Raw genomic sequence first — 24133 nt, 5'->3', positions numbered from 1 at the left:
AGGCGATCTCGCATTACAAGATCAATGTTCAATATTGACTAAATCTTTCCTAATTCACGCCCGTATCGATCGAATTATTGTGCGTATTTGTTGTGCGGCGCAACATTCGGCATGCGGGTGATGGAGGGTGTGCGCATAGGTTTGATTACCGCGTGCCCTATCGACTACTTACAGATGATCCGAAGTCGTGGCGACAGCCGAGCGTTTCCCGAGTTCCTGTCGTAGGAGGACTGCAGACGTTCTTGGAATACAATGTCAGGCATCACGGAATGAAGTCATTGGCTGAAACAAGCGCAAGGACCAAGGTTTCGATGGCTCCCGCTGCCTCTCACTTGGCCTCAATGAGGCCAGGAACGCGACACAAAGCGTTGCGGCAGCGCCCGGAAAGGCAAGGTCGCGGCAGGAAAACCACCGGGAGTAATGGTCAGATTCACGATCTTCTTATGTAGTTCCGCGGTTCAGCGCAGATGTGTGCTGCGGCAAAGGCGTTCTGAAGGGCAGTTGACAGCTAAAACAGAGACTTCACGCTTCAGAACCATGAGCTTTCCAGATCCGTCTTTGCGCGCCGGGCTTCTTCGAGCTGCAGCAAACCGCCGATCCTATTCAAGGGAAGGCGGTTTATGTTGCGCGGCTCCAGCTGACAGGTGTGTGCTGCGTCCTTTGGCGCAGGTGTTACCTGTCAAGCCAGGTAGCTTATGCCGTTTGCAATGCGCTTAGCGTCAGATTCAATCCGGTATCCGCATCGAATATGTGTGCCTTGTCCATCACGAAACCGAGTGGGATCGTCTGGCCACGTTCTGCTTTGTCGATCTCGCCGGCAAAATCGGTCGGGACGCGGGCGGCAAACTCGTGGCCGCCAAGATCGAAATAGGTATAGACCTCGTTGCCCATATGCTCGCGCAGGCGGAAAGTGCAATTGGCGACGGAAGCACGTTCCTGCGATCCCGCAGCAAAAATGCTGCGTGGCGTGCCGATATTTTCAGGGCGAATACCGAACTGCACCTTCTGGCCGATCCGATTGCCAAGGGCATCGGAATATGCAGCGGGAAGCGGCAGCATCGTATCGCCGATCTCAACGCCCAACCCGCCGTCGCGCGCCACCACCGTTGCCGGGCGGATGTTCATTTCGGGCGAGCCGATGAACCCGGCGACGAAGGCGTTGACCGGACGATCATAGAGCGTCGTCGGCGTGTCCACCTGCTGGATCGTGCCGTCTTTCAGCACGCAGATGCGTTCGCCCATGGTCATTGCCTCGACCTGGTCATGGGTCACGTAGATTGCCGTCGATGGCTGTCCCCGGTCACGCAACTCGCGATGAAGTTCCGTCAGACGCACGCGCATCGAGGCACGCAGCTTGGCGTCGAGGTTGGAGAGCGGCTCATCGAAGAGGAACACTTCCGGCCGCTTGACGATGCAGCGGCCGACAGCCACGCGCTGCGCCTGACCACCCGAAAGCTGGCGCGGCAGGCGATCGAGCAATTGCTCCATTTCCAGCATTTTGGCGGCCTGGGTGACACGTTCGTGGATTTCCTGCTTGGGCAGACCTGCCAGCTTCAGGCCGAAGGCCATGTTGTCATAGACTTTCATATGCGGATAAAGCGCGTAGTTCTGGAATACCATGGCAATCCCGCGCTCCTTGGCGCGCAGGTTGTTGACGACAGTATTGCCGATCTTCAGTTCTCCGCCGGAAATCGATTCCAGCCCAGCGATCATGCGCAGAATGGTGCTTTTCGAGCAGCCGGACGGGCCCACAAAGACCATGAATTCGCCATCGCGCACTTCAAGGTCGACACCGTGCACGGCCTCGAAACCGTTGGGATATGTCTTGACGATCTTTTCGAGATTAACGCTAGCCATGATGGCTCCTTCTCCTCAACCCTTGATACCGCTCGAGGTTGCGCCCTCGATGAAATAGCGCTGCGCCAGGAAGAACACGGTCAGTGACGGCAGCAGGGCTACGATGGAAATTGCAATAATATTGGCCCACTCGACTTCGCCGCTGACGTCCATGCTCATCTTGAGCGCGAGTGACACAGGGTATTTCTCGACGGTGGAAATGTAGATCAGTGGCCCAATGAAGTCGTTCATCGTCCAGATGAACTGGAAGATGGCAACCGAGATCAGCGCCGGTTTTAAAAGCGGCACGACGATGTGCCACAAAAGCTGCAAGGCGTTGCAGCCGTCGATGATCGCCGCCTCCCATGTCGCGAGGCGTGCCGCGCAGGAACTGGACGACAAGGAAGGTAAAGAAGGTATCGACGGCAAAGGCCGATGGCAGGATCAACGGCCAATAGGTGTCGATCATGCCCAGTTCCTTGAACATCAGATATTGCGGCACGCGCAACACGATCGGCGGCAGGAGCATGGTGCCGATCATGATGGAAAACAGGAACTTTTTCCCCGGATATTCAAAGCGTGCGAAGGAATATGCCACCAGCGTGCACGAAATCAGCGTGACGATGACCCGCGGGATGACGATGAGGAACGAGTTCAGGAAGTAGGTTGCGAAGGTAAACTCGGTCCGCGTCATCCAGCCATTGTAATAGGCGCTGAAATCGAGCAACTGGGTAAGGTCACGCGGCAGGAACCAGATCGTGGTGAAGATTTCCTGGTTCGATTTGAACGATGCTCCCAGCAGCCAGAATAACGGATAAAGCATCAGCAAGCCGACGCTTCCCAGTATCAGATAGCGCAAGGCGAGTGAAATCCGCTCCCTGCGTTGTGTGCGCAGCACTTCCGCGTTCGACGGGATTCGCGTTTTCGGCAGCGCGGTTGCGACTGTGTCACTGCTCATCGCGCTTTCTCCTTTTCCCCTGAATAGAAGACCCAATATTTCGAGGACCAGAACAGGACGCCTGCAATCGCGACGATCAGGAAGAACAGGACCCAGGACAGGGCGCTGGCGTAGCCCATGTTGAAATATTTGAATGCTTCGTCGTAGATGTAGATGGCCATGAAGTAAGTGGAGTAGAGAGGGCCGCCTTCGGTAATCATGTAAGGCGCGTTGAACTCCTGGAAGCAGTTCACGATCTGCATGATCATGTTGAAGAAGATGACCGGCGTGATGATCGGCAGGGTGACACTGCGGAACTGCTGCCAGAAGGATGCACCGTCGATTTCGGCTGCTTCGTAAAGCGATTTCGGCACACCCTGGAGCGCGGCCAGAAAGATCACCATGGCGGCGCCGAACTGCCAGGTGTTGAGCGCGACAATGGTCCAGACCGCATAACGCTCATTTGCCAGCCACGGGATCGGATCGATGCCGACGGTATCGAGGATGATGTTGACCAGCCCCTTCTGCTGGAAGAGGAACTTCCACATCACGGAGATGGCGATCGAGCCGCCGAGAATGGTAGGCAGGTAATAGGCGGCGCGGAAGAAATTGATGCCGCGCAGCTTGAAGTTCAGCACCTGCGCGATGAAAAGCGCGACCGCCAGCCGGGCCGGAACGACGATGAGGGCGAAGGACACCGTAACCGTCAGCGACTTCCAGAATAGATCATCGTCGAAAACCATCTTTTCGTAGTTTTCCAGCCCGATATAGGTCGGCGATCCGATCAGCGGATAGTCGGTAAAGCTCAACGCGAACGAGGCCGCGAAAGGGAATAGATTGAAGGCGAGGATGCCCAGAATAAAGGGCATCACAAAAAGATAGCCAAGGCGTTTGCTTTCATACATCCGCATCACCTGAGAAATGTTCGGCCGATGGCCGCGTGGAAGGGTGAGTGCGCCGACAGCAGCCGTCGCACTCTTCCGGAAAGGTCGGGCTCATCCGGGCCTCACGGGCCGGTGACCCTTGTCGCGCTATAGGCGGGACAGTATCCGGGTGGCTTCCTTGATCAGCTTCGGCGCAGCTTCCTCCGGTGTGGTCTTGTCGAAAGAAAGCTCCTCGAAGGTATTGAACAGAAGCTTGTAGATCAGCGGATGTTCGAAATAGAGCGAGAAGCGTGGCACAAGTCCCTCCTCATCGAGCTCCATGATCTGACCTGTTCCGATCTTCTGGATCGGCGGGATGAGATTTTCCTTGGTCAGGACATCCCATTGCGTTTTGGAGGCGGGGATGGCGCGTGACGTGCCGATGATGCGGGCGGCTTCCGCATCCGTTGTCAGGAAGTTGATAAATTTCGCCGCCGCCTCCTGCTGCTTGCTGTGCTTGCTGATCGAATAGATGAAGCCGGTACGGCTCATGGTGCCCGCTGTCTTGGCGTCTGGCAGCATGATGTAAGGGCCGACTTCCAGCTGATCGAGACCGCCGGTCAGGGTATCGGCGCGCGATGTCAGCGTTGAATCCTGCGAATAGACGCCGCCCCACTTACCTTCCACCCAGTCGGGCATCTGCGATGTAGGCTTGTTTGCACCGCCCATGGCGGTACGCGCCTTGATGCTGACCAGAACATGTTCGTTTTCCAGTCGTTTGAAGAAGCGCAGCCAGTCGGCCACCTGTTCCTCGCTCATCGACACCTTGGGTTCGTCCGGATCGATGAAGTTTACATTGTATTTCTGCATGGCCCAGGACAGCGAGATCAGGAAGCTGCCCTGTGTGGTCGGATCGAGCGGGTAATAATCGTCGCCTAGACGCTCGCGCATCAGTTTCCCGGCTTCGAACAACTCGTCCCAGGTTTTGGGATAGTCGATTTTGGCCTTCTGCCACGGTTCCTTATTGTACAGGAACAGGAAGCCGATCGGCACGCCCTGCATCTTGCCGTTGATACTTACCTGCTCAAGCGTGGTCTTGGGGAATTCCTCAAGATTGATCAGGCTGGAGAACTTGTTGATGTCTTCAAAGCCGTCGCCCTTTTTCGAGAACATCGGCAGCCAGGCCAGTAGTACCTGCATGACGTCCGGTTCAGTTCCGCCGGCAAACTGAGTGCTCAGGCGTGTCTGGTAACCATCATAGCCGGAATATTCGGCTTTCACAGTGATGCCCGGGTTTTTCTCCTCGAAAAGCTTTATGACTTTAAGTGTATTTGCGGCGCGTGCTTCGTTACCCCACCAGGCGAAACGGATCGACGCGTCCTCGGCAAAAGCCGCAGATGTAAGTGAAACAAGCGCTGTGAATGTCAGCGCCGCAAGTGTCTTTCGTTTGAACATGGTCTCCTCCTAAATTTCCTCTTCAGCTTGTTATGATCGCCTCCCGGCGGTCAGGCATGTGCGCATGAGACTGCGGCCGACGGGTATGGAGCCGAGCAAGGCAGGCACTGCGGAATGGGGGTGGACAAGATTGGTGTTCGGCGCACAGGGCAGCACGCGGCGCTTTAACCTGCCATCGAGATCGCGCAGGTCGCTGAACAGCGTCAAACCTTCAGCTACCGGCCTTTCCTCGGAAGACCCTTCGCTTTCGATCACCTGCTGCAAGGACTGCGGCGCTACCCACAGATCTGCCGCATGGCCCGTTGCAAGAACCTGCAGCGGGAAATCCGCCTCGATCGTACTCTCGCGCAACTCTCCTGCATCTCTCGGTCGCTGTCGTGTCGTCACGCGGCAACCGGGAAAGGGTGACCAGACCGCTTTCAGTTCACCGTCTTCGAGAACGGCTTCGTCGATCTCAGTGCGAAATGCCCAGGTAACGCCATCGCGACTAAACGCGAGCAGGTTATCGCCGGCAAAGCCGCTTGAGATCCAATCCAGCGATTCCACGCAGAAGCCGTGATGTGAGGAATAGGCAAATTTTGCGTATTTATCGGCAACATGCCGGATCTCTTGATGTCTCGGCGGCGGCGCGACCAGATAGGAAACGCCGTTGGAGCGCCAGGTAATCTGGCGCGATACGGCAACTGCATGGAGAGCAGGCGGAGTGTCCGCCTCCTCCGCGGTGCTCCAAAATGGATGGTCGGCAGGAAGGGCCAGCGGAGCGAAGGCTTTCAACGCCCAGAGTGGTGATTGCGCACTGTTGTAGAACTCGCTCATCAGCAGGTTAGGGTAGGCGTAACCTACGGTCAGGCGTCCTTCCGTGTCGAAGATCGGCTGACCAAGCCACCAGCGCATCGCCCGCGACCAGAGGCCACGCAACTTTCCTGCACTCAGTTCAGGATGGCCGAATTCGGCGAGGAGGCCCCAGAAACCGGCGGTTCCGAAGCGATAGGTCATCGAGCGGCCATAGGCGATAGCCGCACCATCTTCTGCAAACCAGTGGCGATACGAGAGAGCAAAGGTTCTCGCCCGCTCGATATAGCGCGCCGACCGCTCGGGATCGTCAACCGCGTGCCAGCGCGCATAGAGAAGCCCGTAGAAATGGAAGGCGAAGGGATTGTAGTAGTCGAACCGTCCCACCTCAGCGCCGTCCTTGTACCATCCTTCACCGACATATTGGCTGTCGATGAAATCAAGCTCTTCGGCGAGGCCTTTCCTGTCGACCGGCCAGCCGACGCTGGCAAGCGCATCGATCACCAGAATTCTGAAGAAGCGCCAGTTGCTTGGGTTGATGCGGGCGTGCTGAATTTGCGATAAGCAGCGGAAGAGGTTTTCGCGGCAAGCCTGCGACATCAGTCTGTTCAGGAGCTCGGGTTGTTCACGCAGGAACACGGCAAGCGCTGCCATCTCGACCAGCCGCTGATCCATGTCGCCGGCTTCACCCCAATAGGCAGGATGATCCGGGTCGGAGCCGTTGGCCAAACCTTCGACGATGGCCTCAACTCCGGGCACTGAACAGCCGCCCGCGAGCGCTGGAATCACACCCCATAACAGGCGTGAAAGCCCCTCAAGGCGCGCGGCGCGTTCATCATAGGCAGCAACCGTCGATCCGAGCTTGAGCCCGGCATTGCCTTGCGTGAACGCGCCGAGATGGTTGCCGACGAGCCATGAGAGGAGATGCGCGGCGGCATTCCGGTCGATGGCGGCATCTGGATTGATTGGTGGCGAAGGACGCATCGTCGGTCTCACCAGCAGAAACGGGAATGGCCGAGCGACCGCATGAGCGCTTCCATGAAATAATAGTCGCCATAGGGCAGCATGTTGCGCACCGAGCCGCGCCGTACATGGGCGGCGCCATAATCGAGCAATCCCTGCGCCCCTTCAATTTGCGTAACGTCGCAAGTCTCGATCAGCCCATCGAGCAGTCGATCGGCAAAGGCGCGCCAGCGGATTTTCTCTTCACCGCTTGTCACATCCGCCAGGATGAAAAGCCCGGCCGACAGAATGGCCCCTGCCGAACTGTCGAGATATTGCGGCTCATCGGCCGGAAGGCGCAAATCCCAGAGAGGCACCTGGTCATCGCCCATAAGCTCCTCTGCCTTGGCCGCGACCAGCCGAGCCGCATCGAGATATTCGGGATTGCCCGTCGTGCCGTAGGATTGTGCAAAGCCATGCACCAGCCAGGCCTGGCCACGGGCCCAACAAGAATCATGCGCATAACCCTGATGGGTTTCACCGCGTAGCGGCGCACCGGTCGTGGCGTCGAAAACGAATGTATGGAAGGACGTGCCGTCTTCCCGGATCAGATTGCGGCGGGTGGTTTCCGCATGGGCGTCGGCGATCATCTTGAAATCGGGCGCGCCGGTTTCTGCATGTGCCCAGTAAAGCAGCGCAAGGTTCTGCATCGTGTCGGCAATGATGCGTCCAGCGACGAAGGTGGAGCGCGTCGTATTTTCCGTACCATGCGAGTTCCAGGCCTGGATATAGCCGCCGGCGGGTCTGAAGCGGGCGCGCAGCGCTTCTGCAGCGCGCAGGGCCATCTGTCGCGCTGTCTGCGATCCGGTCAGTTTCCAATCGGCCACGCAGTTCAGTGAAAAGATGAAACCGAGATCATGATCCTGCGCAGCGAGGTTGGACAAAAGCAGGTTAAGGTCAGACTGACGGGCTCGGGCGAGATTGGCCAATCCAGGTTCGCCACCGAACTGATAAGCGAGCCAAAGCTGCCCGGCATAAAAGCTGATGACCCAGTCGAACGGATTGCAATACTGCCAGCCGTTTTCCACGCTGCCGATCTGAGGGTTGCGCAGCCCGAAAATACGCGATGTCGACTTCACCCGTTCGACGCACCGCTCCAGGACCGCCTGGCGACCATTTGGTTTTGCCCTGGCAGGAGATTGGACGGAGTGTGGAAGGGTGGCGGTGAGCATGCAGGTTTCCTCGCTGTAGATGCGAAGACTTTGGCATGTGCGAAAATTTTGTCAATTAAGAAAACTTTTCGCACATGCAGCGAAAAATCCTTTCGCAAATTGTCGATTGCTAGGCGTGCCAATCATGTAGAACTATCTCGCGTGTTGATTTAAATGCGAAAATTTACGAAAATCGCGGAAGAAGGCGCACAGCTTTAATACCGAAAATTTTCGTGATAGACCTTCTGTCGCGGAACCGATCGCGGGCGTTAAGAACCGCAGAGACAAAGTGAATGATGAGCGATCCAGACTCGTATCTTTCAACGGCGACACTTCACGATGTTGCAGCTGCAGCCGGCGTTTCGGTTGGCACTGTATCCAAGGCGCTCAATAGACGTGGTGGCGTAAGTCCGAGCGTTGCAGCGCAAATCATTGAGACGGCACGCCGGCTCGGATACCAGAAGCGCCAGCTGCCACCGGAACCCGCATATAACGTGGCGTCCACGACGATCATCACCTTCGACCGGTTCGTGGTGAGCGGTCAGTTTTACGGCGAGATCCTCGACTCGATATTGAAGGAAGCCGAAAGGCGCGGCATTGCCACCAATGTAGAGCTGCTTCCTTCCGTCGAAGTTCCAGCACTGCTAGCCCAGGAAAGCTGGTTTGGACGGCAGCGCCCCGAAAGTCTCATCGTGCTTGGCATCGATACGCCGGAAATGCTGGATGCGATTAGCGAACTTGGCTGTCCTGCCGTGATTGTCAACGGTGCCGACCGCCGGATGCGGATCCCGAGCGTGTCGCCCGACTATCACTTCGGCGGGTGGTTGGCGGCACGGCATCTACTGGAGCAGGGGCATCGCAAGATTGCGCATGTGACGCATCCCTGGCGCGTGTCATTTGCGCTCCGGCTCGACGGCTTTCGTGATGCGCTTTCGGATTTCGGAATCACTTTCGATCCCGAAATCCACCTTATTGACACACAGAGCCGGGCTCTGATGAGCCTCGATGCGCGACGTGCCGTCGAGGAAAGGCTGGCGGCCGGCAGGCTGGATTATACCGGCTTTGTCTGTGCTGCAGACATGTTGGCGCTCGGCGTCATACAGGCTGCGACCGCGGCCGGTCTCTCGGTCCCCAATGACATCTCGGTTATCGGCTTCGATGATCTGCCTGTGAGTAGTCACTCAACGCCTCCGCTCAGCTCGATCCGCATCGACAGACAGGAAGTCGGCCGCACGGCGGTCGATCTGCTGCTTGAGCGAGCTGCGATGCCGGATCGCGTTGCGCGGCGGGTCGGCATCGGCGTCTCGCTTGTCTCGCGTGCTTCGGTTTGCACTATTTAGTCGTTGCTAATTGATTGTTCGGGAAACAATGGCCTTCATAGGCATTGATCTCGGAGCGATTGGACCCGCGACATGCATTGACGCTATTTGGACATTATGTAAATGCCATAGAAAATCGCGTAGCCGCAGAAGGCTAGAACCCAGAGCAGACCGGCGAGCGGCAGAAGCAACATCGTGTATTGTGGCGCAAGCGCTGCAGCGATGCGTAGTGCGGCAGCGATAACGATTGGCAGGTAGATGACGAAAACCGTCGAAGCCGGCGCATGCAGCGCCTGACCGGAGTGGCCACGGGTTGCGCGGGTCATAACCGCGAGCGTCATGGTGCCGATCGCCCCCGATGTCCAGGCATGGATACCGGCCGAGGCGAAGCTTGAATCATAGGCAAGCAGGGCGATGCCGGTCAAGACAAAGCCAAGTGGCACGAATAGGAAGGCGACGTGGAGAATGGTGACGAGCGGTTCGTAGAGCGTGCGTTCGGGACACCAGCGCGCCTGTCGGACCAGTTGAAGAGTACCGGCGAGCAGCATCAGGATTGCAGCCGGTTTTGCCAGAGCGTCCCAGTGCGACGCCAGCGGCCAAGTGGCAAGCGCTATGGTCGAGATCACCATTACGAAAAGATCGAAACGACCGAAGGGTGGCGGCTCGCGGCCGGGATTATTCTTTCTTAGCCAGTTGCCGGTAAAGGTGGGAATGATGCGGCCGCCGACGATAGCGATCATCAGGATGATGGCGGATATGGCAAGGCGTCCCGCGACATCGACATGGGCGAAGCGGGAAAATTCATAAAGGAAAAGCGCCTGCGCTGCCGCGATCAGGCCGATCACGGCCGCCAGTTTGTAATTACGTTTGTTTCTGGCTGCCACGACTTCGCGTAGCGCATAAAGGCCGAGCACGACCAGGAAGGCGAGGTTGATGACGCTTGCGGCGGTGAGGCTGGTATATTCCGAGAGGAAGGTCGCCAGCCGTCCCGCTAGCCAGACGGCAAACAGAAGAACGAGCGGCGTGCCGGTCAACCGTTTGCGTTTGGTCCAGTTCGGCATGGCTGTCAGTAGGAAGCCAGCGATAATCGCGGGCACATAACCGAACAGAAGTTCATGCTGGTGCCATGCGATCGGCGACAGTGCCGTCGGCACATGCAGAAAACCGAGATACCAAGGCACCCAGAGCAGGATCGACAGTGCAGCATAAAGTGCGCCGAACAGAAAGAACGGTCTAAAGCCTTCGAGCGCGAGGTTTGAAAGACGGATTTTCGGGGCGGAGGTGTTCGACATGGTCAACATCTGTCCTGGTCGATTGTGGTGGTTGACCACAAGAGGGGAATATAGGCGTAAAGCCAGAGAAGGAAGGCGGCAGCCCAGGCGAGGGCAGACGGGCCATATTGCCCACCGGGCAGGATGAGAGATGGCCAGAACTCCGGTGTGACACGCAGCGCCACAGCAGTTAGAAGGCAGAGAATGGCAGCGCGGGTGGGGCGCGAAAAACCGAGTGGCTGGCCGGTATGCAACAGACCGGCGATCGACAGGACCTGCAGCACACCGAGGCCAAGACCACCCATCAGCATCAGGTGCAGGCCCCCGAGCGTCGGGATATCGACGCCGATCCTGCCAAGGCCGATGAGGAGAAGGCCCAGGCCGGCAAGCAGGCTGGACAGCCAGAGGCCTGCGACCTCGAACGTCCAGCCTTCCCGACCGATAAAACCTTCGGCGACGCGGTCGAGAAAGGCAGCGCCCGTCGCCAGTACCAGGTAACCGCAAACAGCATCGGAAAACCCCGAAAACTCGGCGGCGATCAGCAGTCCTGCAAGCCCCGGCGCGAGATTGATCCGGCCCGGATGCGGCCGGTACGGCGAGGTTTCCTCACTTGGATCGAGAACGCGGTTGGTAATCGGCACGCTGATGCGGGCCAGCGCCAGACCGAGAAGACCGAGAAAGGCATATTGCATGAGCCTTATAGCGCGCTCGGCCAGATCATAGGCATCCGTAAGCATGGAAAAACGCAGTAGGCCGGCGGCGATTGCCAATGTCGCGAGCAGCAGGACGAAGCCGGTCAGCGCCATCGTCCGTTTTTTCCAACCCAGACAGGCAGCGTAACCAACAAGGAAAACCAGCCATATCTGATCAAAAATGCCGCCGAGAAGGATTGCGGCGTCAATGCCGAACAGGCCGATGAGCCGGGCTGAAGTCCACAGACCTGCGAGGATGAGCAGTGGCCTTCCCGAAAATCCCTTCGTATCCGTCCATTCCGGCAAAGCCGAGGTGAGAAACCCGAGCAATGCGGCTCCGAACGATCCAATCAGCATTTCCTGGGCATGCCAGTGGGCCGGCAGGGTGTTGTGAGCGAAGGGCAGGCCGAGTTGCCAGCCTGCGACCCAAAGCAGTGGCCAGAGAGCTGTGTGCAAAGCGGCAATCGGGAAGAACAACCGCAGCCCTTCGGCGGTCGCGGCCCGCAGGATATTGCGCCATCCCGAAGTTGTATCAAAGGGCATCACCGTCATCCCGCCCTCCGTTCGTCGAGTTCCTCAACATGTCGAAACAGCGGGTCTTGCTTCATGAAGTGCTGAACGGTCTCGAAAACCATCCGCTCGTCACGTTCTCCAGGCATGAGCGATATGTGACGCTTCCCTGATATTCCGTTTCCGCGCCGGTCCAGCGCGACGACCCGATGAGCGATCCGCACGGCCTCTGCCATGTCATGGGTGATGAAGAGGCCGCCGCGTTTGCCGCTGCCCACATGGCCGATGACGATATCCTGCATATGGCGGCGAAGCGCGGGGTCAAGCGCGGTAAACGGCTCGTCGAAAAACAGAAAATCGGCTTCGCTTGCCAGCGCGCGGGCAATCGCGGTTCGCTGCTTCATGCCGCCCGAAAGCTGGACCGGATATTTGTCGAGATCTTCGCCTTCAAGAGCGGCCGCTGCCGCTGCAGAGAGGATACGATCGTGACGGTCGCGAACCGAGAGCCTTTCCGGAAGCGCCATGCCGATATTCTTGCGCGCCGTGGCCCATGGCAGGAGCCTCGGTTCCTGAAACACGACTGCGTGTCGTACATAGGTCCGGTTGATGCGGCCATGTCGCGGTTCGACAAGCCCGGCGGCGATATGCAGAAGCGTGCTCTTGCCGCAACCGGATGGCCCGACCAGGGCCACCAGTTCGCCTTCGCCGATGTCGAGTGTAACCCGATCAAGAACCGTGCGGCCGAGAAAGGCGTGTCCGATGTCGTTGAGGGTGAGGGCGCTCATCGCTTGACACCCCATGGCCGGGCGGCATGGCGCCATGCTTCCAGCTCGGAACGTGTCGGCTGGATCAGCCCATATTCGACGGCAAGCAGTGCACTTACCGATAGCAGGATCCAGGCAAGTGCGTTCGCCACGTCGAGATTGGAACGCGAGACCGCAAGCGCTTCGCCGATCCCTCCGGCATTGGCGAGAAGTTCGGCCATCACGGCGGCCTTGAAAGCGGTTCCGAGCGCCATGACGAGGATCGGGAAGAGGCGGTTCAGCATTTGCGGAACGGTGATGCGAACAAGTCTGCGAACCCGCCCCATGCCGAGCGAGAGCGCCATGTCGTCAAGCAGCCTGTCGCGGCTGGCGATACCTTCCGCCGCACCGAGAAAAACGATTGGCAGGCAGGCGACGGCAGCTGTCGTCGTCACCGTCGCTGAACCGGTGCCGAACCAGATCATCAGAAGCACGATCCAGGCGATCGGCGGCACGCCGAGCATCAGGGTGATCTGCGGTTGAACGAGGCGCAGGATCGCCGGATGAAACCCGGCAAGGCATCCGGTCATGGTGCCGATCACACCGGCAAGCGCGAAGCCCGAGAGTGCGCGTGACGAGGTGGTGAGCAAAAGCTGCCAGGCGGAAGCCTCGCCCAGAAGGGCCCACGCGGCGGCAAGCGTTTCCAGCGGCGAGGGCAGGATGAAGCTGCCATAGGCTTCATGCGCCACCTGCCAGAAGGCTGCAAAGACGCTCAATCCCGCAAGGCCGGACCAGCCGGACCAGAGAAATTGTCCCGTTCTTGAGGCGCGCTCGGAAAGTGAGGGCATGGTTGGGCTCACAGATACAGCGTGTCGTCGGGTAGTTTTCCGCCGATCATTGGTGCGTTGGTCTTCGCGATAGCTTCAAGCAGCGCCTCGATCTCGGGGCGAGCCCTAGCTGCGGGCGTTGCGACGAGATTGGAGAAAGGCACGGATTTTTCGATGACCGGCCAGGGCAGTTCCAGCGCCGAAGCGGCGTGGCCAGCCGCGGCTGCCGGGTTGGCAACGACCTCTGCTGTCGCTTTTTCGAGACCGGAGAGAAGGGGGGCGATCCTCTCCGGGTCGTCGCGCAGGAAGGCAGGCGCCAATGCCAGTCCCGCCTGCGGCATGATGGCCGCAAGCCCTGTCACTGCGCCCCATTCCTTTTGCATGTCTATTGCGCGATGGACGGTCTTGCTCGTACTCGAGGCCTTGATCATCGCCGCGGTCGCGGCCGGTTCTGGCACCAGTGCCGTTTCGATCCGGCCGGAAAGAAGCAGCTGGATCGCCTCGATCGGGGAGCCGGAACGGCTGACCTTCACCTTGTCAGCCAGACCGCGATGCGCCAGCACGGCGTCGAATACCAGTTCCGGCGTATCGTTGGGGAAGGGCACGGTGATTTCTCTGCCGGACAGGTCGGCAATGCTGCGAATTTCGGGGTTAGTCGAGATTACATAGAGAAGGCCATTGGTCATCACATTGGCGAGCTTGACGCCGAAGCCACGGTTGCTGAGGTTTGCCGCTGCCGTCACCGGCATGACCACGGCCTGCATGGTGCCGGAGGTAAGGCCTGCGCGCATTTCGTCCGGCGTGCGCCAGATGCGGAAACGAACCCGCTCGGCGACATCGCGCAGCAGGCCGGCGCCAACGGCATAGGCAAGCGTGATCGAAGGGCCGGCCGGAGGTCCGTAAAGCACGAGTTCATCGAGTGCGGCGGCATTGACGCGGCTGACGAACGGAAGCGCAAGCGCTGCAGTTGCGGCCGTCCTTAGCAGGGAGCGGCGGTCGATGCCGTTCAAGGTGCTGGAATTCTTCTCGGGTTTTGCAAAAAGGTTCACGACGGATTCTTTCCAAGGGGGCGATAAGGATCTTATCCGGTCATCACGCCGGCTCTTTGCGTAAGCGCAAGAAACGGCGCGACAACAGGGGCGGATTTTCAGAAGCGGCTCCTGAGACCGGCATAAAAGCCGCGACCGTCGCCCGGAATGTAGGCGGCCTGTCCCGCGGTCGCCTGATCGACCACCAGCGTCGAGGAAGCGTATTTTTCGTCGAACAGATTGGTGATCTCGCCGAAGATCGAGAGTTTGTCGTTGATGCGGTATTCGGTCTTCAGATCGATCACGGCGTAAGGATCAGCCCATAACGTGTTCATGTTGTCGACCGGCGTCTCGTCCGGCACCCATTTCAGGCTGGTGGAAATCGTCCAGTCGTCGGTCGCCTGATAAGCGAGCGCCAGGTTGACGATGTGGCGCGGTGCGCCGGCAAGATAGTTGTCGCCGCGCAACGGATCGTCGACGAAGCGGAAATCCTGGAACGTGTAGGCAATCCGTCCGGTCAGACGGTCGGTGAGATCAGTGGATAGGCCGATCTCGATGCCGAAATGGCGGGTTCGATCAGCATTGATGGCGCCAATGGGTGCGCCGGTCGCATCGCGCAGGCTCAGAAGCTCATTGTCGATCCAGGAATAATAAGTGGTGAGGTCCCAACCGACTCTACCGGTCTGGCCGCGCCAGCCTCCTTCGAGTGTCGTTGCCGTCTGAGCTTCTAGAGCGGGCGTGATGAAGGCGTTGGAGGGCAGAGACGGGTTCGCAGGTGCCGGGCGTCCGGGGCTGCTGTTCGGGGTACCGTTGATGGTCGCCAGCAGATCGTCATGGGTCGGTGGTTCGAAGCTGCGGCTTATGGCGGCAAAGAAGATGTGATCGGCGGACGGTTCGAAAGTCACGCCGAGGCTGGGGCTCCAGGCCGTATAGCTGCGATCATAGCTGGTATCAGTCGCAGTTATGGCGCCGTTCGGCAGGCGTACCGTCGGGTTCATCGGATTGTAGGCGATCGTCGGACGCGTTGCCGACGAATAGGTATCGCTATTGCGCCGCGAGGCATGCGCGTATGAAATGGCAGGCGAAACTGTCCAGCCGTCGGCGACCGGAATGTTGAAACCGGCATGCAGCGACAGGCTCGAGGCGTCGAGGTCGTTTTCACCGAACAGGCTGCCGCGTGTACCGGATTCATTGAGGTAATAACGGCGGTCCGCCGAGCCGATCGTATAGAGCGCCGAGGTTTCGAACAAAGGCAGATCGCCAAATCCGTCCGGTGCATAGCTGTAGCGGGCCATGCCCGTCAGGTCGCCGCCAACCGTTTCGCGAATGCCGGCGGAAACCGGAAAACGGAAGCTGTCGTCGGTATGGGTGTAACCGAGGCCGAGATCGATGCGGTGTTCGCCGAGATCGATCGTGGTACGGGAACCGAGCATCACCTGCGTTGCATCCCGGCGCGGCTTGTCGCGCAGCACATTGGGGCCGGGATTGGTGGCGACACCACCGACGATGACCGGGCCTGCCGAAACCTGGCTCGGATCGCTGTCGAGCGCCGCCTTGTTGATCGGGCCGGCGACGTCAAAACCGAGATCGGTGTAATCGAAGAACACGCGGGTGGTCACGACGTCGGAAAGCTCGGCGACGAAGCTGCCGCCGAAACTCACGCGCTCGGACGAATTGTAGTCACGAAAGCCGTCTCGTCGTGTCGCATCGGCATAGATCGAGGCGCCGAGGCTTTCATCGCCGAAATTGGCGCGCGCCGTGCCGCCGACCTGGCCGAAGCTTCCGCCGCCGGTGCTAATCTCGACGCCGGGCGCGCCGGTGATCGGTGGTGACATGAAGTTCATGGCGCCGCCGAGCACGGTGGCACCGAGCCGGTTCGCCATGTAGCCACGATAGACTTCCACGCCCTGCGCGGTCGAGGGATTGGCAAGCCCGACAATATAGGAGCCGTCGGCGCGGTTGATCGGCAGGCCGTCATGCAGCATCAGGATGCCGCGCTCGACCGGGTTCTGCTGCAGGCCGGAGCCGCGGATCTGGATGCGCGGCTGGTCGTTGGCGCCGAAGAAATCCTGCACCACGACGCCCGGAACTCCAGCCAAAACATCCGACAGGGTCGGCGCAATCACACCTTGCCAGCTGTCGGCCTGAACCAGCGTGACGCCGCCGGCCATCCTGTCCATCACGCCATTGGACCAGCCGGTAGTCGTTTTCTGCCCGGATTCCAGAACGATCGGCTCAAGTGCGGTTGACGAACCTGGCACCGCGGATTGCGCCAGCGCTGTCTGGCTGAGCGACGTGGAGGTAATAAGGAGAATGAGCGTATGGCTTGCGAAACGCTTGACGCCAGCGTTTCGCATGAGCGGTGTCTGGACGACGCGCTCTTGTGTAATGGACATGATGAAAGGCCCCCGGACTGCATGTTTTGGATGCCACGCCCGTGCGCCATCAGGCGCCGCGAGGTGGCTACGGACAGAGCGAGGGGAATTCTTGGGGAAGGAGCACAGGCGCAAATGTCATGTAGCCAGCGTTAATTGAGCGCCGGTCCGGCTTCTTTGTCGGAGCGCAAACAAGGCTGACAAACCGACCTTCGTCAGGACGTTCTATATGGTAGCCATACTCAGCGGATCGGCGCCGAACAAAAGGGCATGGCCGCCGAGGAGAAGCCAGAGGGTCATTGCCGCTGTCAGTGCAAATGCAAGCGCCATCGGGGCATCGACCTTGATCCTTTTTCTGCCGGTCGCGAATGTGGCCAGAGGCAGCAGCGGATGGTCCGCGCAAAATGTGCTCCAGCCCTGGCCAAGCCGACGCTTCGCGCGCCTGTCCAGCATCAGGAAACCGGCTGCGGAAAATAGGCCAAGTCCGCCAAAGAGGATGAGAGACCGCAGGTCGCCATTCGCAATCACGTGACCACCAGACCAGAAGAGGAAACCCCACAGAACCGGATGGCGCGTGACCGCGACAAGGGCGCCCGGTCGATCACCGTGCCGGAAGGTTATCGAGGCGGGGTTGGGTGTGAAAAGGCCGGCAAGGACGAGAAATATGCCAATCGGAGCGAGCACCAGTGCTGCTGTCGCGTGGCTGCCGGATGGCCCCCACAATTCTACATAGGGCGTGTTCAAAGCGGCATGGAACACCCAGACGAGCAGCAGAGTCGAGACGACCGAATAGATCAGGAGATAGGTTTTTCGGCCGAAAATAGCGATTGCGCCGTTACGGACCGGTGGGAGTGCCGGTACCGAATGCAACAATATGAATGCGATCAGCGCGAGAAAAAGCTGGCTCAAGCGAAAATCTCCCGCTCTTCCGCCTCTGCGGCCAACAGGGCTTCCATCATCAGTTTCTCGGTGGAGCCGTGGCGGCGCAGGCACTCCAGGAAGCTACGTAGCATTCTTGCTATCGTGTCGAGGGGAAGGGCGCACCGGCCTTCGGAAAGCGCCGTGAGGGTCAGCCGCAACTCTTCTCCCGCCAGTCTGTCGTAACGGTGCTCGGCCTTCAAATGTTCGATAATCATGACCGAAAAACACGAACCTGCGCGATGGTCAAAGCCGGGAAATAGAACCCGCTCCTCCAGATCATGCGCTTCCCTGAGCAGCAGGAATATGGAATTGGAAAGGCGTTGCAGATCGAAGTATTTCGGATCGGTTCCAATCTCTTCCATAGCCTGCTCGAGCTGAAGGCTCAGACTGAGGAGCTGCTGGTGATTGGTTTCGAGCCGGCGAATATCCGGTGCGTTCAGTGGAGTGACTGAGACTGTCATGACGCTTCTTCCCTTATTGTTGCAGGAACAGAATGCCGGCGATGATGACCGAGGCTGCAACTGCCGAAAGCGTGCCGGTGCGCTGAAGCACACCCATGCGCTGCAGGGTGAGCGCGAAGCCGATGATGATGGGTGTGGCGACGAGGAGGCCGACCTGTGCATCCGTCATGATAGAATTCCTTTCGATGCTCCCACCATGCCTTGGTGATGCGCAATTCTCTTTGCCGAAGCGCAAAGAAGGGCATTTTCGCGACGCCTATCGTCGGGCATGACCATGCAAAACGAGATATCAGGTGGCGCGCTGCATCAGACGTCCCATGAAGCGGCTGTCGATGAAGATGTGCTGCTCCTCTGGATTCTGGTCTGGAGTGAACTTGTCGCCTTCGGCATTCTGCTCACGGCATTTCTCATCATGTCAGGCATACACGCAGACGACTTTGCGGTCGCCCGCATTCACCTAAACCCCGGCCTTGCGGCGGCAAACACTCTCGTGCTTTTAACCAGCGGCTGGCAGGCCGCGATTGCGGCACGGCGGCGGGCGTCGCCTTCAACAGCGCGGATTCCACTTTGCCTGGCCGCGGCCTTCGGGTTTCTGTTCGTCGTGATCAAATGTATCGAATACGCCGCCGAGTTCCGTTATTCTTTCGATGCGACCTTCTCCTATTTTTTCCAGCTTTATTTTCTCATTACCGGGTTTCATCTTCTCCATGTCGTCTTCGGCAGCTTCGTCCTGCTTCTCGTCGCGTGGCGACCGGCGCGGGGCAATATCCTTCTCATCGCCACACTCTGGCACGCGATCGATCTTGTCTGGCTGGTAATGTTCCCGATCATCTATCTGGTTTGAACGATGTGCATGACACCCGTTTCCCAATGCTTGGGACATTCATTCTCGTTCTTATTCTGGCTATCGGTGGTGCCACGATCGCGGCTCTCTCTGACGGAAACCCGATCGCCATCGGTACCGTGCTGTTGATCGCTTTCGTCAAGGCGCGGTTCGTCATTCTCGACTTCATGGAACTGCGTCATGGCCAGCGTGGCATGGCACTCTCACTGTTGGCATGGTGCGCCCTGTTGCTTCTTGTGGCCCTGGCGCGGCCGCTTCTAGTTTCATATCTCACCTAAGCCAAACCGCTCCCTTCTTTGCCAATGCACAAAGAAGGCTTTTCCCCGAACAATAGAAAGAGGACGTCCCGCATGGCCGGCGAGGTGATCGTCCGGCCGTAACATGGCGGGGGATTTCGAGCCGTGGTCACTGACTGCGTCAGATGAGAGGACGTAAGGTATGGCAGAACGCCTCACCAAGACCGGAGCCCGCAACGTCTTTTACGGCGGGTCCATATTCTTCTTCGCGATTTTCGTGGGGCTGACAGCCCATAGTCACTGGTACATCCGCACGACCTCGACGGATGAAACGGCGCTCACCGACAGCGTTGCCCGCGGCAAGCATGTCTGGGAAAGAAACGCCTGCATCAACTGTCACACCTTGTTGGGGGAAGGGGCCTATTTCGCGCCCGAGCTGGGCAATGTCTGGGTTCGTTATGGCGGCAAGGACGACCCGGAAAGCGCCCGCGACAGCCTGAAGGCCTGGATGGCGGCGCAGCCCTCGGGCATCGAGGGGCGGCGCCAGATGCCGCAGTTCAACCTGACCGAACAGGAACTGAACGACCTCGCCGACTTCCTCGAATGGACGAGCAAGATCAACACCCAGAAATGGCCGCCGAACGACGCCGGTTGATGAGCTCGGACCCAAGGAGAAACATGCGATGAAATACCAAACTCAAAAGGTCGCGATGCTGTATTTCTACGGCGCGATCGGCCTCTTCCTGGCGCAGGTGCTGTTCGGCGTTCTGGCCGGCACGATCTATGTCATGCCAAACACTCTTTCCGAACTTCTGCCGTTCAACATCGTCAGGATGATCCATACCAATGCGCTGATCGTCTGGCTGCTGATCGGTTTCATGGGGGCAACCTACTATCTGCTTCCCGAAGAGGCGGAAACCGAACTCTATAGCCCAAAGCTGGCAATTGCGCAGTTCTGGATCTTTCTCATCGCCGCGGCCGTTGCCGTCGTGGGCTACATGTTCAAGATCCATGAGGGACGCGAATTCCTCGAACAGCCCTTTGCCATCAAGGTCGGCATCGTCATCGTCTGCCTGATGTTCCTCTTCAATGTCACCATGACATCGCTGAAGGGCCGCAAGACCGTCGTCACCAATATCCTGATCTTCGGTCTCTGGGGCATCGCGATCTTCTTCCTGTTTTCCTTCTACAATCCGGCCAACCTCGCGCTCGACAAGATGTACTGGTGGTATGTCGTCCACCTGTGGGTCGAAGGCGTGTGGGAGCTGATCATGGCCTCGGTCCTGGCCTTCCTGATGATCAAGCTCAACGGGATCGACCGCGAAGTGGTCGAGAAGTGGCTCTATGTCATTGTCGGCCTGGCGCTGTTTTCCGGCATTCTCGGCACCGGCCACCACTATTACTGGATCGGCGCCCCGGGCTACTGGCAGTGGATCGGTTCGCTGTTTTCGACGCTCGAAGTCGCACCCTTCTTCACCATGGTCATCTTCACCTTCGTGATGACATGGAAGGCCGGACGCAAGCATCCGAACCGCGCCGCTCTTCTATGGTCGATCGGTTGCTCGGTCATGGCATTCTTCGGTGCCGGCGTCTGGGGTTTCCTGCACACACTGTCCTCGGTGAACTATTATACCCACGGCACACAGGTGACTGCAGCACATGGCCATCTCGCCTTCTTCGGTGCCTATGTCATGCTCAACCTTGCCATCATGGCCTATGCCGTTCCGGAAATCCGTGGCCGCAAGCCCTATAACCAGTGGCTGTCCATGGTGTCTTTCTGGATGATGTGCACGGCCATGTCGGTGATGACCTTCGCGCTCACCTTTGCGGGTGTCCTGCAAGTTCATCTGCAGCGCGTGCTGGGCGAAGGCTACATGGACGTGCAGGACCAGTTGGCGCTTTTCTACTGGGTCCGCCTGGGCTCCGGCGTCTTCGTCCTCATCTCGGCACTGATGTTTGTCTGGGCCACTCTTGTACCCGGCAAGGATCGCGTCCCGGCGATTAGCGGCATCGCTGAGCCGGCCGAATGAGTGACTTCCCGGCTCGCGATCCTGAAGCGCGGGCCGGGAATTATCCTTTCATCCTTAAGGAAATCTCCGATGAACATGCATCTGCGTCACTCGACCTCCCAGATCCCGGCCTATGCGCCGGCTGGCAATGAATGCGCCCTGTTCGAAACCGCCTGGACACGCCAGCTGCCTCTACTGCTGAAAGGCCCGACCGGTTGCGGGAAGACCCGCTTTGTCAGCCATATGGCGGCAAAGCTCGGCCTGCCTTTGACCACCGTGTCCTGCCATGACGATCTCGCCGCCGCCGACCTTACCGGCCGTTATCTGCTGAAGGGCGGCGATACAGTGTGGGTCGATGGTCCGTTGACGCGGGCGGTGCGCGATGGCGGCATTTGTTACCTCGATGAAGTGGTTGAAGCCCGCAAGGATGTTGCGGTCGTGCTTCACCCCTTGACCGACGACCGCCGCATTCTGCCCTTGGAGCGCACCGGCGAACAGCTGGAAGCGCCGGGTTCGTTCATGCTCGTCGTTTCCTACAATCCCGGTTACCAGAGCCTGTTGAAAACGCTCAAACCCTCGACACGCCAGCGTTTCGTGGCGATCGAGTTCGATTTTCTGCCCAAGGCACGCGAGATCGAGGTCGTAGTTGAGGAAAGCGGTCTTGATGCGGCGCGGGTCGAACCGCTGGTCGAACTCGCTCGCCGGCTGCGGGCCCTGAAGGGCCATGATCTGGAAGAGGGCGTTTCCACCCGTCTCCTGGTCTATTGCGCAAGCCTGATCGATGCCGGCCTTGAACCGCGTGATGCGGTGCGCTCTGCGATGATCGAGCCGCTGACTGATGAGCAGGATGTGCGCTCGGCGCTTCTCGAACTGATGCAGGCGGTAATCCGCTAAGGGGAGGACGCGATGCTGGATTTTCTCGAGCTCGAAGAAACCGTGGGGCGCGCCTGGCACAATTTTGCCGGCAATACCCGCACCTGGCCGCGATATGAGGCGGCGGCGGTGAAGCTGGACGAGCTGCTTCCGGTGATCTCCGTCTGCTTCCGTGGTTTCGGTGGCGAGCGGGCGGTACAGCTCGTTCCCTCCCGGGGCAAGGCATCCGCGCATCGCCTGAAACTTCGCCAGCGCATGGGTTTGGGAGAAGAAAAGCTCGTCCACCCGGCCCGCGACGAGGCATCGTTGATGTTGCCGCCGGTGCTAGACCTGATGCCGCAGCGCGATCTCAACCGCGATCTCTATCTGTGGCTCGCGGCGGTCATGGCGCGGATGGATCTTTCGCCGATCCATGAAATCGATCCGCTTCGCCGCGATCTTGCACTGCTTGAACAGGCGGCGCACCGGGTGGAGGATGTGCTTGAAGCCTTCCCAGGATTGATGCCGCGTTATCAAAATCTCTGTCTGTCGCTGATCGAACAACGCCAGCGCGGAAAGCTGCCGCGTATCGAGCAGATGGTGGAAAATCGCATCAGCGATCTGTTGCGGCATGGCGCCGGTCTTGCGCCGCTTTACCAAGCGGGGCCGTGGCCGCTGAAGGCGCCGCCCGGTTATTTGCCAATGCTGCCGGTGCCGCTCTGGCCGGATGTGTTTTCGCGGGAGGAGGCGGAACCGCGGCAGGAGGAGGATCGTCCCGCCGGTGGCGCAACGCAGGATGCCATGGCGGGTGGCCGCCATATCGCCGTGCGCGAAAAGGATTCTCAGAGGAAAGGCGAGCGCAGCCCTTTTATCCTCAACCGTTTCGAAAAAATCCTCGCCATGGCGGAGATGGTTAATGTCGATCGCCCCGGTGACGATAGCGACGATCATGACGCGGCGGCTGCCGACGAATTGGACGAGATGACGCTCGGCGAGCGAAAGGGGCGACCATCGGCAAAATTCCGTTTCGATCTCGACCTGCCGCCGGAAGCGCTGGTGCATACGCCTCTTGTCGCTGAACTCACCTATCCGGAATGGGATTATCGTCGCGGCGTCTATATGCTCGATCATTGCCGGGTGTTTGCCGGTCCGGCTCCGCTGGAGGGCGAGGACTTCCAGCAGTCCGAGCAGGTCAAAAACCTCATTCGCCGGGTGCGACGGCAGTTCGAGGTGATGCGGCCGAAACGTGAAATGCTGCGCGCCCAGTTCGATGGTTCCGATCTCGATCTGGATGCCGTGGTGCGCAGCCGCACCGACTTGAAGGCCAGCGGCGAATGCTCGGACCGCATCCATCTGATGAGCCGCCCGCAGGCGCATGATCTGGCGGTAACGCTGCTGGTCGATGTGTCGCTGTCTACTGATTCCTGGTTCAACGACCGCCGTGTTCTCGATGTGGAGAAGGAAGCGCTGATGGTGCTGACGGAAGGCCTCTCCGCCTGTGGCGACAACCACTCCATCCTGACATTTACCTCGCGGCGTCGCGACTGGGTGCGGGTGGAAACCATCAAGGCATTCGACGAGCCGATGAACCAAGCTGTGCGCCGCCGTATCGCCTCGCTGAAACCGGGCTATTACACCCGTATCGGCGCTGCCATTCGCCATGCGGCGGCAAAACTGTCCGAACAGCCCAACCGTAAGCACCTTATGCTGGTGCTGACCGACGGCAAGCCCAATGATGTCGATCACTACGAAGGCCGGTTCGCGCTGGAGGATACGCGGCGTTCGGTGATCGAGGCGCGTCGCAAGGGTGCGCAGGTGTTCGGGGTTACCGTCGATCAGGATGCCAAATCCTATGTGCCGGCGATTTTCGGTCAGCATGGATTTTCTGTCGTGCCGGATATCCGCAAGCTGCCTTCGGCACTTCCGGCCATCTATCGCGGGCTGGTCGGTTAATCCCCCAACCGACTCCAGCGAGGACCCGGCCTTACCCGAAGGCCGGGTCCATCTTT

General features: G+C 59.1%; 22 protein-coding genes. 7 read left to right on the top strand and 15 right to left on the bottom strand.

Annotated features, from left to right (window positions below):
• Window positions 1-693: 693 nt before the first annotated feature.
• From MRBLMR1_RS11920 to MRBLMR1_RS11895, 6 genes are all read right to left on the bottom strand, one after another.
• Window positions 694-1857: an ABC transporter ATP-binding protein gene (locus MRBLMR1_RS11920; RefSeq protein WP_500064784.1), complete on the bottom strand. Its 1164-nt coding sequence runs from the start codon at window positions 1855-1857 to the stop codon at window positions 694-696.
• The gene (locus MRBLMR1_RS11915; RefSeq protein ID WP_500064783.1) at window positions 1850-2794 is read right to left on the bottom strand and encodes a carbohydrate ABC transporter permease; all 945 of its coding nucleotides are present in this window, start codon (window positions 2792-2794) and stop codon (window positions 1850-1852) included. The genes MRBLMR1_RS11920 and MRBLMR1_RS11915 overlap by 8 nt, the downstream gene beginning before the upstream one ends.
• A complete protein-coding gene (locus MRBLMR1_RS11910) occupies window positions 2791-3678 on the bottom strand; it encodes a carbohydrate ABC transporter permease (protein WP_148144254.1) in 888 nt (295 codons plus the stop codon). Before MRBLMR1_RS11910 ends, MRBLMR1_RS11915 begins: the two co-directional genes overlap by 4 nt.
• Before the next feature lie 126 nt (window positions 3679-3804).
• A complete protein-coding gene (locus MRBLMR1_RS11905; RefSeq protein ID WP_500064782.1) occupies window positions 3805-5091 on the bottom strand; it encodes an ABC transporter substrate-binding protein in 1287 nt (428 codons plus the stop codon).
• A 30-nt stretch (window positions 5092-5121) separates the two neighbouring features.
• On the bottom strand, window positions 5122-6867 hold the full coding sequence (locus MRBLMR1_RS11900; protein ID WP_500064781.1) for a DUF2264 domain-containing protein: 1746 nt from the start codon (window positions 6865-6867) through the stop codon (window positions 5122-5124).
• An 8-nt stretch (window positions 6868-6875) separates the two neighbouring features.
• Complete coding sequence (locus tag MRBLMR1_RS11895) at window positions 6876-8057, bottom strand: YyaL domain-containing protein (protein ID WP_148144251.1); 1182 nt, start codon at window positions 8055-8057, stop codon at window positions 6876-6878.
• Between the two features lie 275 nt (window positions 8058-8332).
• Here MRBLMR1_RS11895 and MRBLMR1_RS11890 point away from each other — a divergent pair, with 275 nt between their 5' ends.
• Window positions 8333-9376: a LacI family DNA-binding transcriptional regulator gene (locus MRBLMR1_RS11890; RefSeq protein WP_500064780.1), complete on the top strand. Its 1044-nt coding sequence runs from the start codon at window positions 8333-8335 to the stop codon at window positions 9374-9376.
• 83 nt (window positions 9377-9459) lie between these two features.
• Here MRBLMR1_RS11890 and MRBLMR1_RS11885 read toward each other — a convergent pair whose 3' ends face one another.
• The 9 genes from MRBLMR1_RS11885 to MRBLMR1_RS11845 form a co-directional block, all read right to left on the bottom strand.
• On the bottom strand, window positions 9460-10647 hold the full coding sequence (locus MRBLMR1_RS11885; protein ID WP_500064779.1) for an NnrS family protein: 1188 nt from the start codon (window positions 10645-10647) through the stop codon (window positions 9460-9462).
• Window positions 10648-10649: 2 nt separating this feature from the next.
• Window positions 10650-11861, bottom strand: a complete 1212-nt coding sequence (locus MRBLMR1_RS11880; RefSeq protein ID WP_500064778.1) for an NnrS family protein — start codon at window positions 11859-11861, stop codon at window positions 10650-10652.
• Window positions 11862-11866: 5 nt separating this feature from the next.
• Window positions 11867-12613: an ABC transporter ATP-binding protein gene (locus tag MRBLMR1_RS11875; protein WP_148144247.1), complete on the bottom strand. Its 747-nt coding sequence runs from the start codon at window positions 12611-12613 to the stop codon at window positions 11867-11869.
• The gene (locus MRBLMR1_RS11870; protein ID WP_148144246.1) at window positions 12610-13419 is read right to left on the bottom strand and encodes an ABC transporter permease; all 810 of its coding nucleotides are present in this window, start codon (window positions 13417-13419) and stop codon (window positions 12610-12612) included. The genes MRBLMR1_RS11875 and MRBLMR1_RS11870 overlap by 4 nt, the downstream gene beginning before the upstream one ends.
• A gap of 8 nt (window positions 13420-13427) precedes the next feature.
• Window positions 13428-14447 (bottom strand): ABC transporter substrate-binding protein, encoded by a 1020-nt coding sequence (locus MRBLMR1_RS11865; protein WP_500064777.1) that lies wholly within the window; start codon window positions 14445-14447, stop codon window positions 13428-13430.
• A gap of 98 nt (window positions 14448-14545) precedes the next feature.
• Window positions 14546-16822, bottom strand: a complete 2277-nt coding sequence (locus tag MRBLMR1_RS11860) for a TonB-dependent receptor family protein (RefSeq protein WP_500064776.1) — start codon at window positions 16820-16822, stop codon at window positions 14546-14548.
• 204 nt (window positions 16823-17026) lie between these two features.
• Complete coding sequence (locus MRBLMR1_RS11855; protein WP_500064775.1) at window positions 17027-17710, bottom strand: NnrU family protein; 684 nt, start codon at window positions 17708-17710, stop codon at window positions 17027-17029.
• The gene (locus tag MRBLMR1_RS11850) at window positions 17707-18183 is read right to left on the bottom strand and encodes a hemerythrin domain-containing protein (protein WP_500064774.1); all 477 of its coding nucleotides are present in this window, start codon (window positions 18181-18183) and stop codon (window positions 17707-17709) included. Before MRBLMR1_RS11850 ends, MRBLMR1_RS11855 begins: the two co-directional genes overlap by 4 nt.
• A 13-nt stretch (window positions 18184-18196) precedes the next feature.
• Window positions 18197-18352 (bottom strand): hypothetical protein, encoded by a 156-nt coding sequence (locus MRBLMR1_RS11845; protein ID WP_206827671.1) that lies wholly within the window; start codon window positions 18350-18352, stop codon window positions 18197-18199.
• Between the two features lie 105 nt (window positions 18353-18457).
• On the opposite strand from MRBLMR1_RS11845, the gene MRBLMR1_RS11840 reads away from it, so the two are divergent.
• The 6 genes from MRBLMR1_RS11840 to MRBLMR1_RS11815 all read left to right on the top strand — a co-directional run bounded on the left by MRBLMR1_RS11840 (window position 18458) and on the right by MRBLMR1_RS11815 (window position 24077).
• Window positions 18458-19027, top strand: a complete 570-nt coding sequence (locus tag MRBLMR1_RS11840) for a cytochrome c oxidase subunit 3 (protein WP_206827670.1) — start codon at window positions 18458-18460, stop codon at window positions 19025-19027.
• A 26-nt stretch (window positions 19028-19053) separates the two neighbouring features.
• Window positions 19054-19305, top strand: a complete 252-nt coding sequence (locus MRBLMR1_RS11835) for a cytochrome C oxidase subunit IV family protein (RefSeq protein ID WP_500064773.1) — start codon at window positions 19054-19056, stop codon at window positions 19303-19305.
• Window positions 19306-19465: 160 nt separating this feature from the next.
• On the top strand, window positions 19466-19918 hold the full coding sequence (locus tag MRBLMR1_RS11830) for a c-type cytochrome (protein ID WP_148144240.1): 453 nt from the start codon (window positions 19466-19468) through the stop codon (window positions 19916-19918).
• Between the two features lie 28 nt (window positions 19919-19946).
• Window positions 19947-21293 carry a cbb3-type cytochrome c oxidase subunit I gene (locus tag MRBLMR1_RS11825; protein WP_404946077.1) on the top strand — a complete coding sequence of 449 codons (1347 nt, stop codon included), beginning with the start codon at window positions 19947-19949 and terminating at the stop codon, window positions 21291-21293.
• Window positions 21294-21362: 69 nt separating this feature from the next.
• Window positions 21363-22166, top strand: coding sequence for a CbbQ/NirQ/NorQ/GpvN family protein (locus tag MRBLMR1_RS11820; RefSeq protein ID WP_206827665.1), 804 nt, complete (start codon window positions 21363-21365; stop codon window positions 22164-22166).
• Window positions 22167-22178: 12 nt separating this feature from the next.
• On the top strand, window positions 22179-24077 hold the full coding sequence (locus tag MRBLMR1_RS11815) for a nitric oxide reductase activation protein NorD (RefSeq protein ID WP_500064772.1): 1899 nt from the start codon (window positions 22179-22181) through the stop codon (window positions 24075-24077).
• The last annotated feature ends 56 nt before the right edge of the window (window positions 24078-24133 follow it).

The sequence above is a fragment of the Neorhizobium sp. LMR1-1-1.1 genome (genome assembly GCF_040675795.1).
GTDB lineage: Bacteria > Pseudomonadota > Alphaproteobacteria > Rhizobiales > Rhizobiaceae > Neorhizobium > Neorhizobium cellulosilyticum.
The sequence above is the reverse complement of the archived record's forward strand: the minus strand, read 5'-3'. Positions and strand labels throughout refer to the sequence as shown.

What these genes read in the sequence shown, in the direction of transcription:
- MRBLMR1_RS11845 (WP_206827671.1), bottom strand. Translation starts at nt 18,352, where the DNA reads ATGACGGATGCACAGGTCGGCCTCCTCGTCGCCACACCCATCATCATC.
- MRBLMR1_RS11830 (WP_148144240.1), top strand. Translation starts at nt 19,466, where the DNA reads ATGGCAGAACGCCTCACCAAGACCGGAGCCCGCAACGTCTTTTACGGC.
- MRBLMR1_RS11895 (WP_148144251.1), bottom strand. Translation starts at nt 8,057, where the DNA reads ATGCTCACCGCCACCCTTCCACACTCCGTCCAATCTCCTGCCAGGGCA.
- MRBLMR1_RS11900 (WP_500064781.1), bottom strand. Translation starts at nt 6,867, where the DNA reads ATGCGTCCTTCGCCACCAATCAATCCAGATGCCGCCATCGACCGGAAT.
- MRBLMR1_RS11850 (WP_500064774.1), bottom strand. Translation starts at nt 18,183, where the DNA reads ATGACAGTCTCAGTCACTCCACTGAACGCACCGGATATTCGCCGGCTC.
- MRBLMR1_RS11880 (WP_500064778.1), bottom strand. Translation starts at nt 11,861, where the DNA reads ATGCCCTTTGATACAACTTCGGGATGGCGCAATATCCTGCGGGCCGCG.
- MRBLMR1_RS11820 (WP_206827665.1), top strand. Translation starts at nt 21,363, where the DNA reads ATGAACATGCATCTGCGTCACTCGACCTCCCAGATCCCGGCCTATGCG.
- MRBLMR1_RS11815 (WP_500064772.1), top strand. Translation starts at nt 22,179, where the DNA reads ATGCTGGATTTTCTCGAGCTCGAAGAAACCGTGGGGCGCGCCTGGCAC.
- MRBLMR1_RS11825 (WP_404946077.1), top strand. Translation starts at nt 19,947, where the DNA reads ATGAAATACCAAACTCAAAAGGTCGCGATGCTGTATTTCTACGGCGCG.
- MRBLMR1_RS11870 (WP_148144246.1), bottom strand. Translation starts at nt 13,419, where the DNA reads ATGCCCTCACTTTCCGAGCGCGCCTCAAGAACGGGACAATTTCTCTGG.
- MRBLMR1_RS11905 (WP_500064782.1), bottom strand. Translation starts at nt 5,091, where the DNA reads ATGTTCAAACGAAAGACACTTGCGGCGCTGACATTCACAGCGCTTGTT.
- MRBLMR1_RS11875 (WP_148144247.1), bottom strand. Translation starts at nt 12,613, where the DNA reads ATGAGCGCCCTCACCCTCAACGACATCGGACACGCCTTTCTCGGCCGC.
- MRBLMR1_RS11860 (WP_500064776.1), bottom strand. Translation starts at nt 16,822, where the DNA reads ATGTCCATTACACAAGAGCGCGTCGTCCAGACACCGCTCATGCGAAAC.
- MRBLMR1_RS11915 (WP_500064783.1), bottom strand. Translation starts at nt 2,794, where the DNA reads ATGAGCAGTGACACAGTCGCAACCGCGCTGCCGAAAACGCGAATCCCG.
- MRBLMR1_RS11885 (WP_500064779.1), bottom strand. Translation starts at nt 10,647, where the DNA reads ATGTCGAACACCTCCGCCCCGAAAATCCGTCTTTCAAACCTCGCGCTC.
- MRBLMR1_RS11840 (WP_206827670.1), top strand. Translation starts at nt 18,458, where the DNA reads ATGCAAAACGAGATATCAGGTGGCGCGCTGCATCAGACGTCCCATGAA.
- MRBLMR1_RS11920 (WP_500064784.1), bottom strand. Translation starts at nt 1,857, where the DNA reads ATGGCTAGCGTTAATCTCGAAAAGATCGTCAAGACATATCCCAACGGT.
- MRBLMR1_RS11835 (WP_500064773.1), top strand. Translation starts at nt 19,054, where the DNA reads ATGCTTGGGACATTCATTCTCGTTCTTATTCTGGCTATCGGTGGTGCC.
- MRBLMR1_RS11890 (WP_500064780.1), top strand. Translation starts at nt 8,333, where the DNA reads ATGAGCGATCCAGACTCGTATCTTTCAACGGCGACACTTCACGATGTT.
- MRBLMR1_RS11910 (WP_148144254.1), bottom strand. Translation starts at nt 3,678, where the DNA reads ATGTATGAAAGCAAACGCCTTGGCTATCTTTTTGTGATGCCCTTTATT.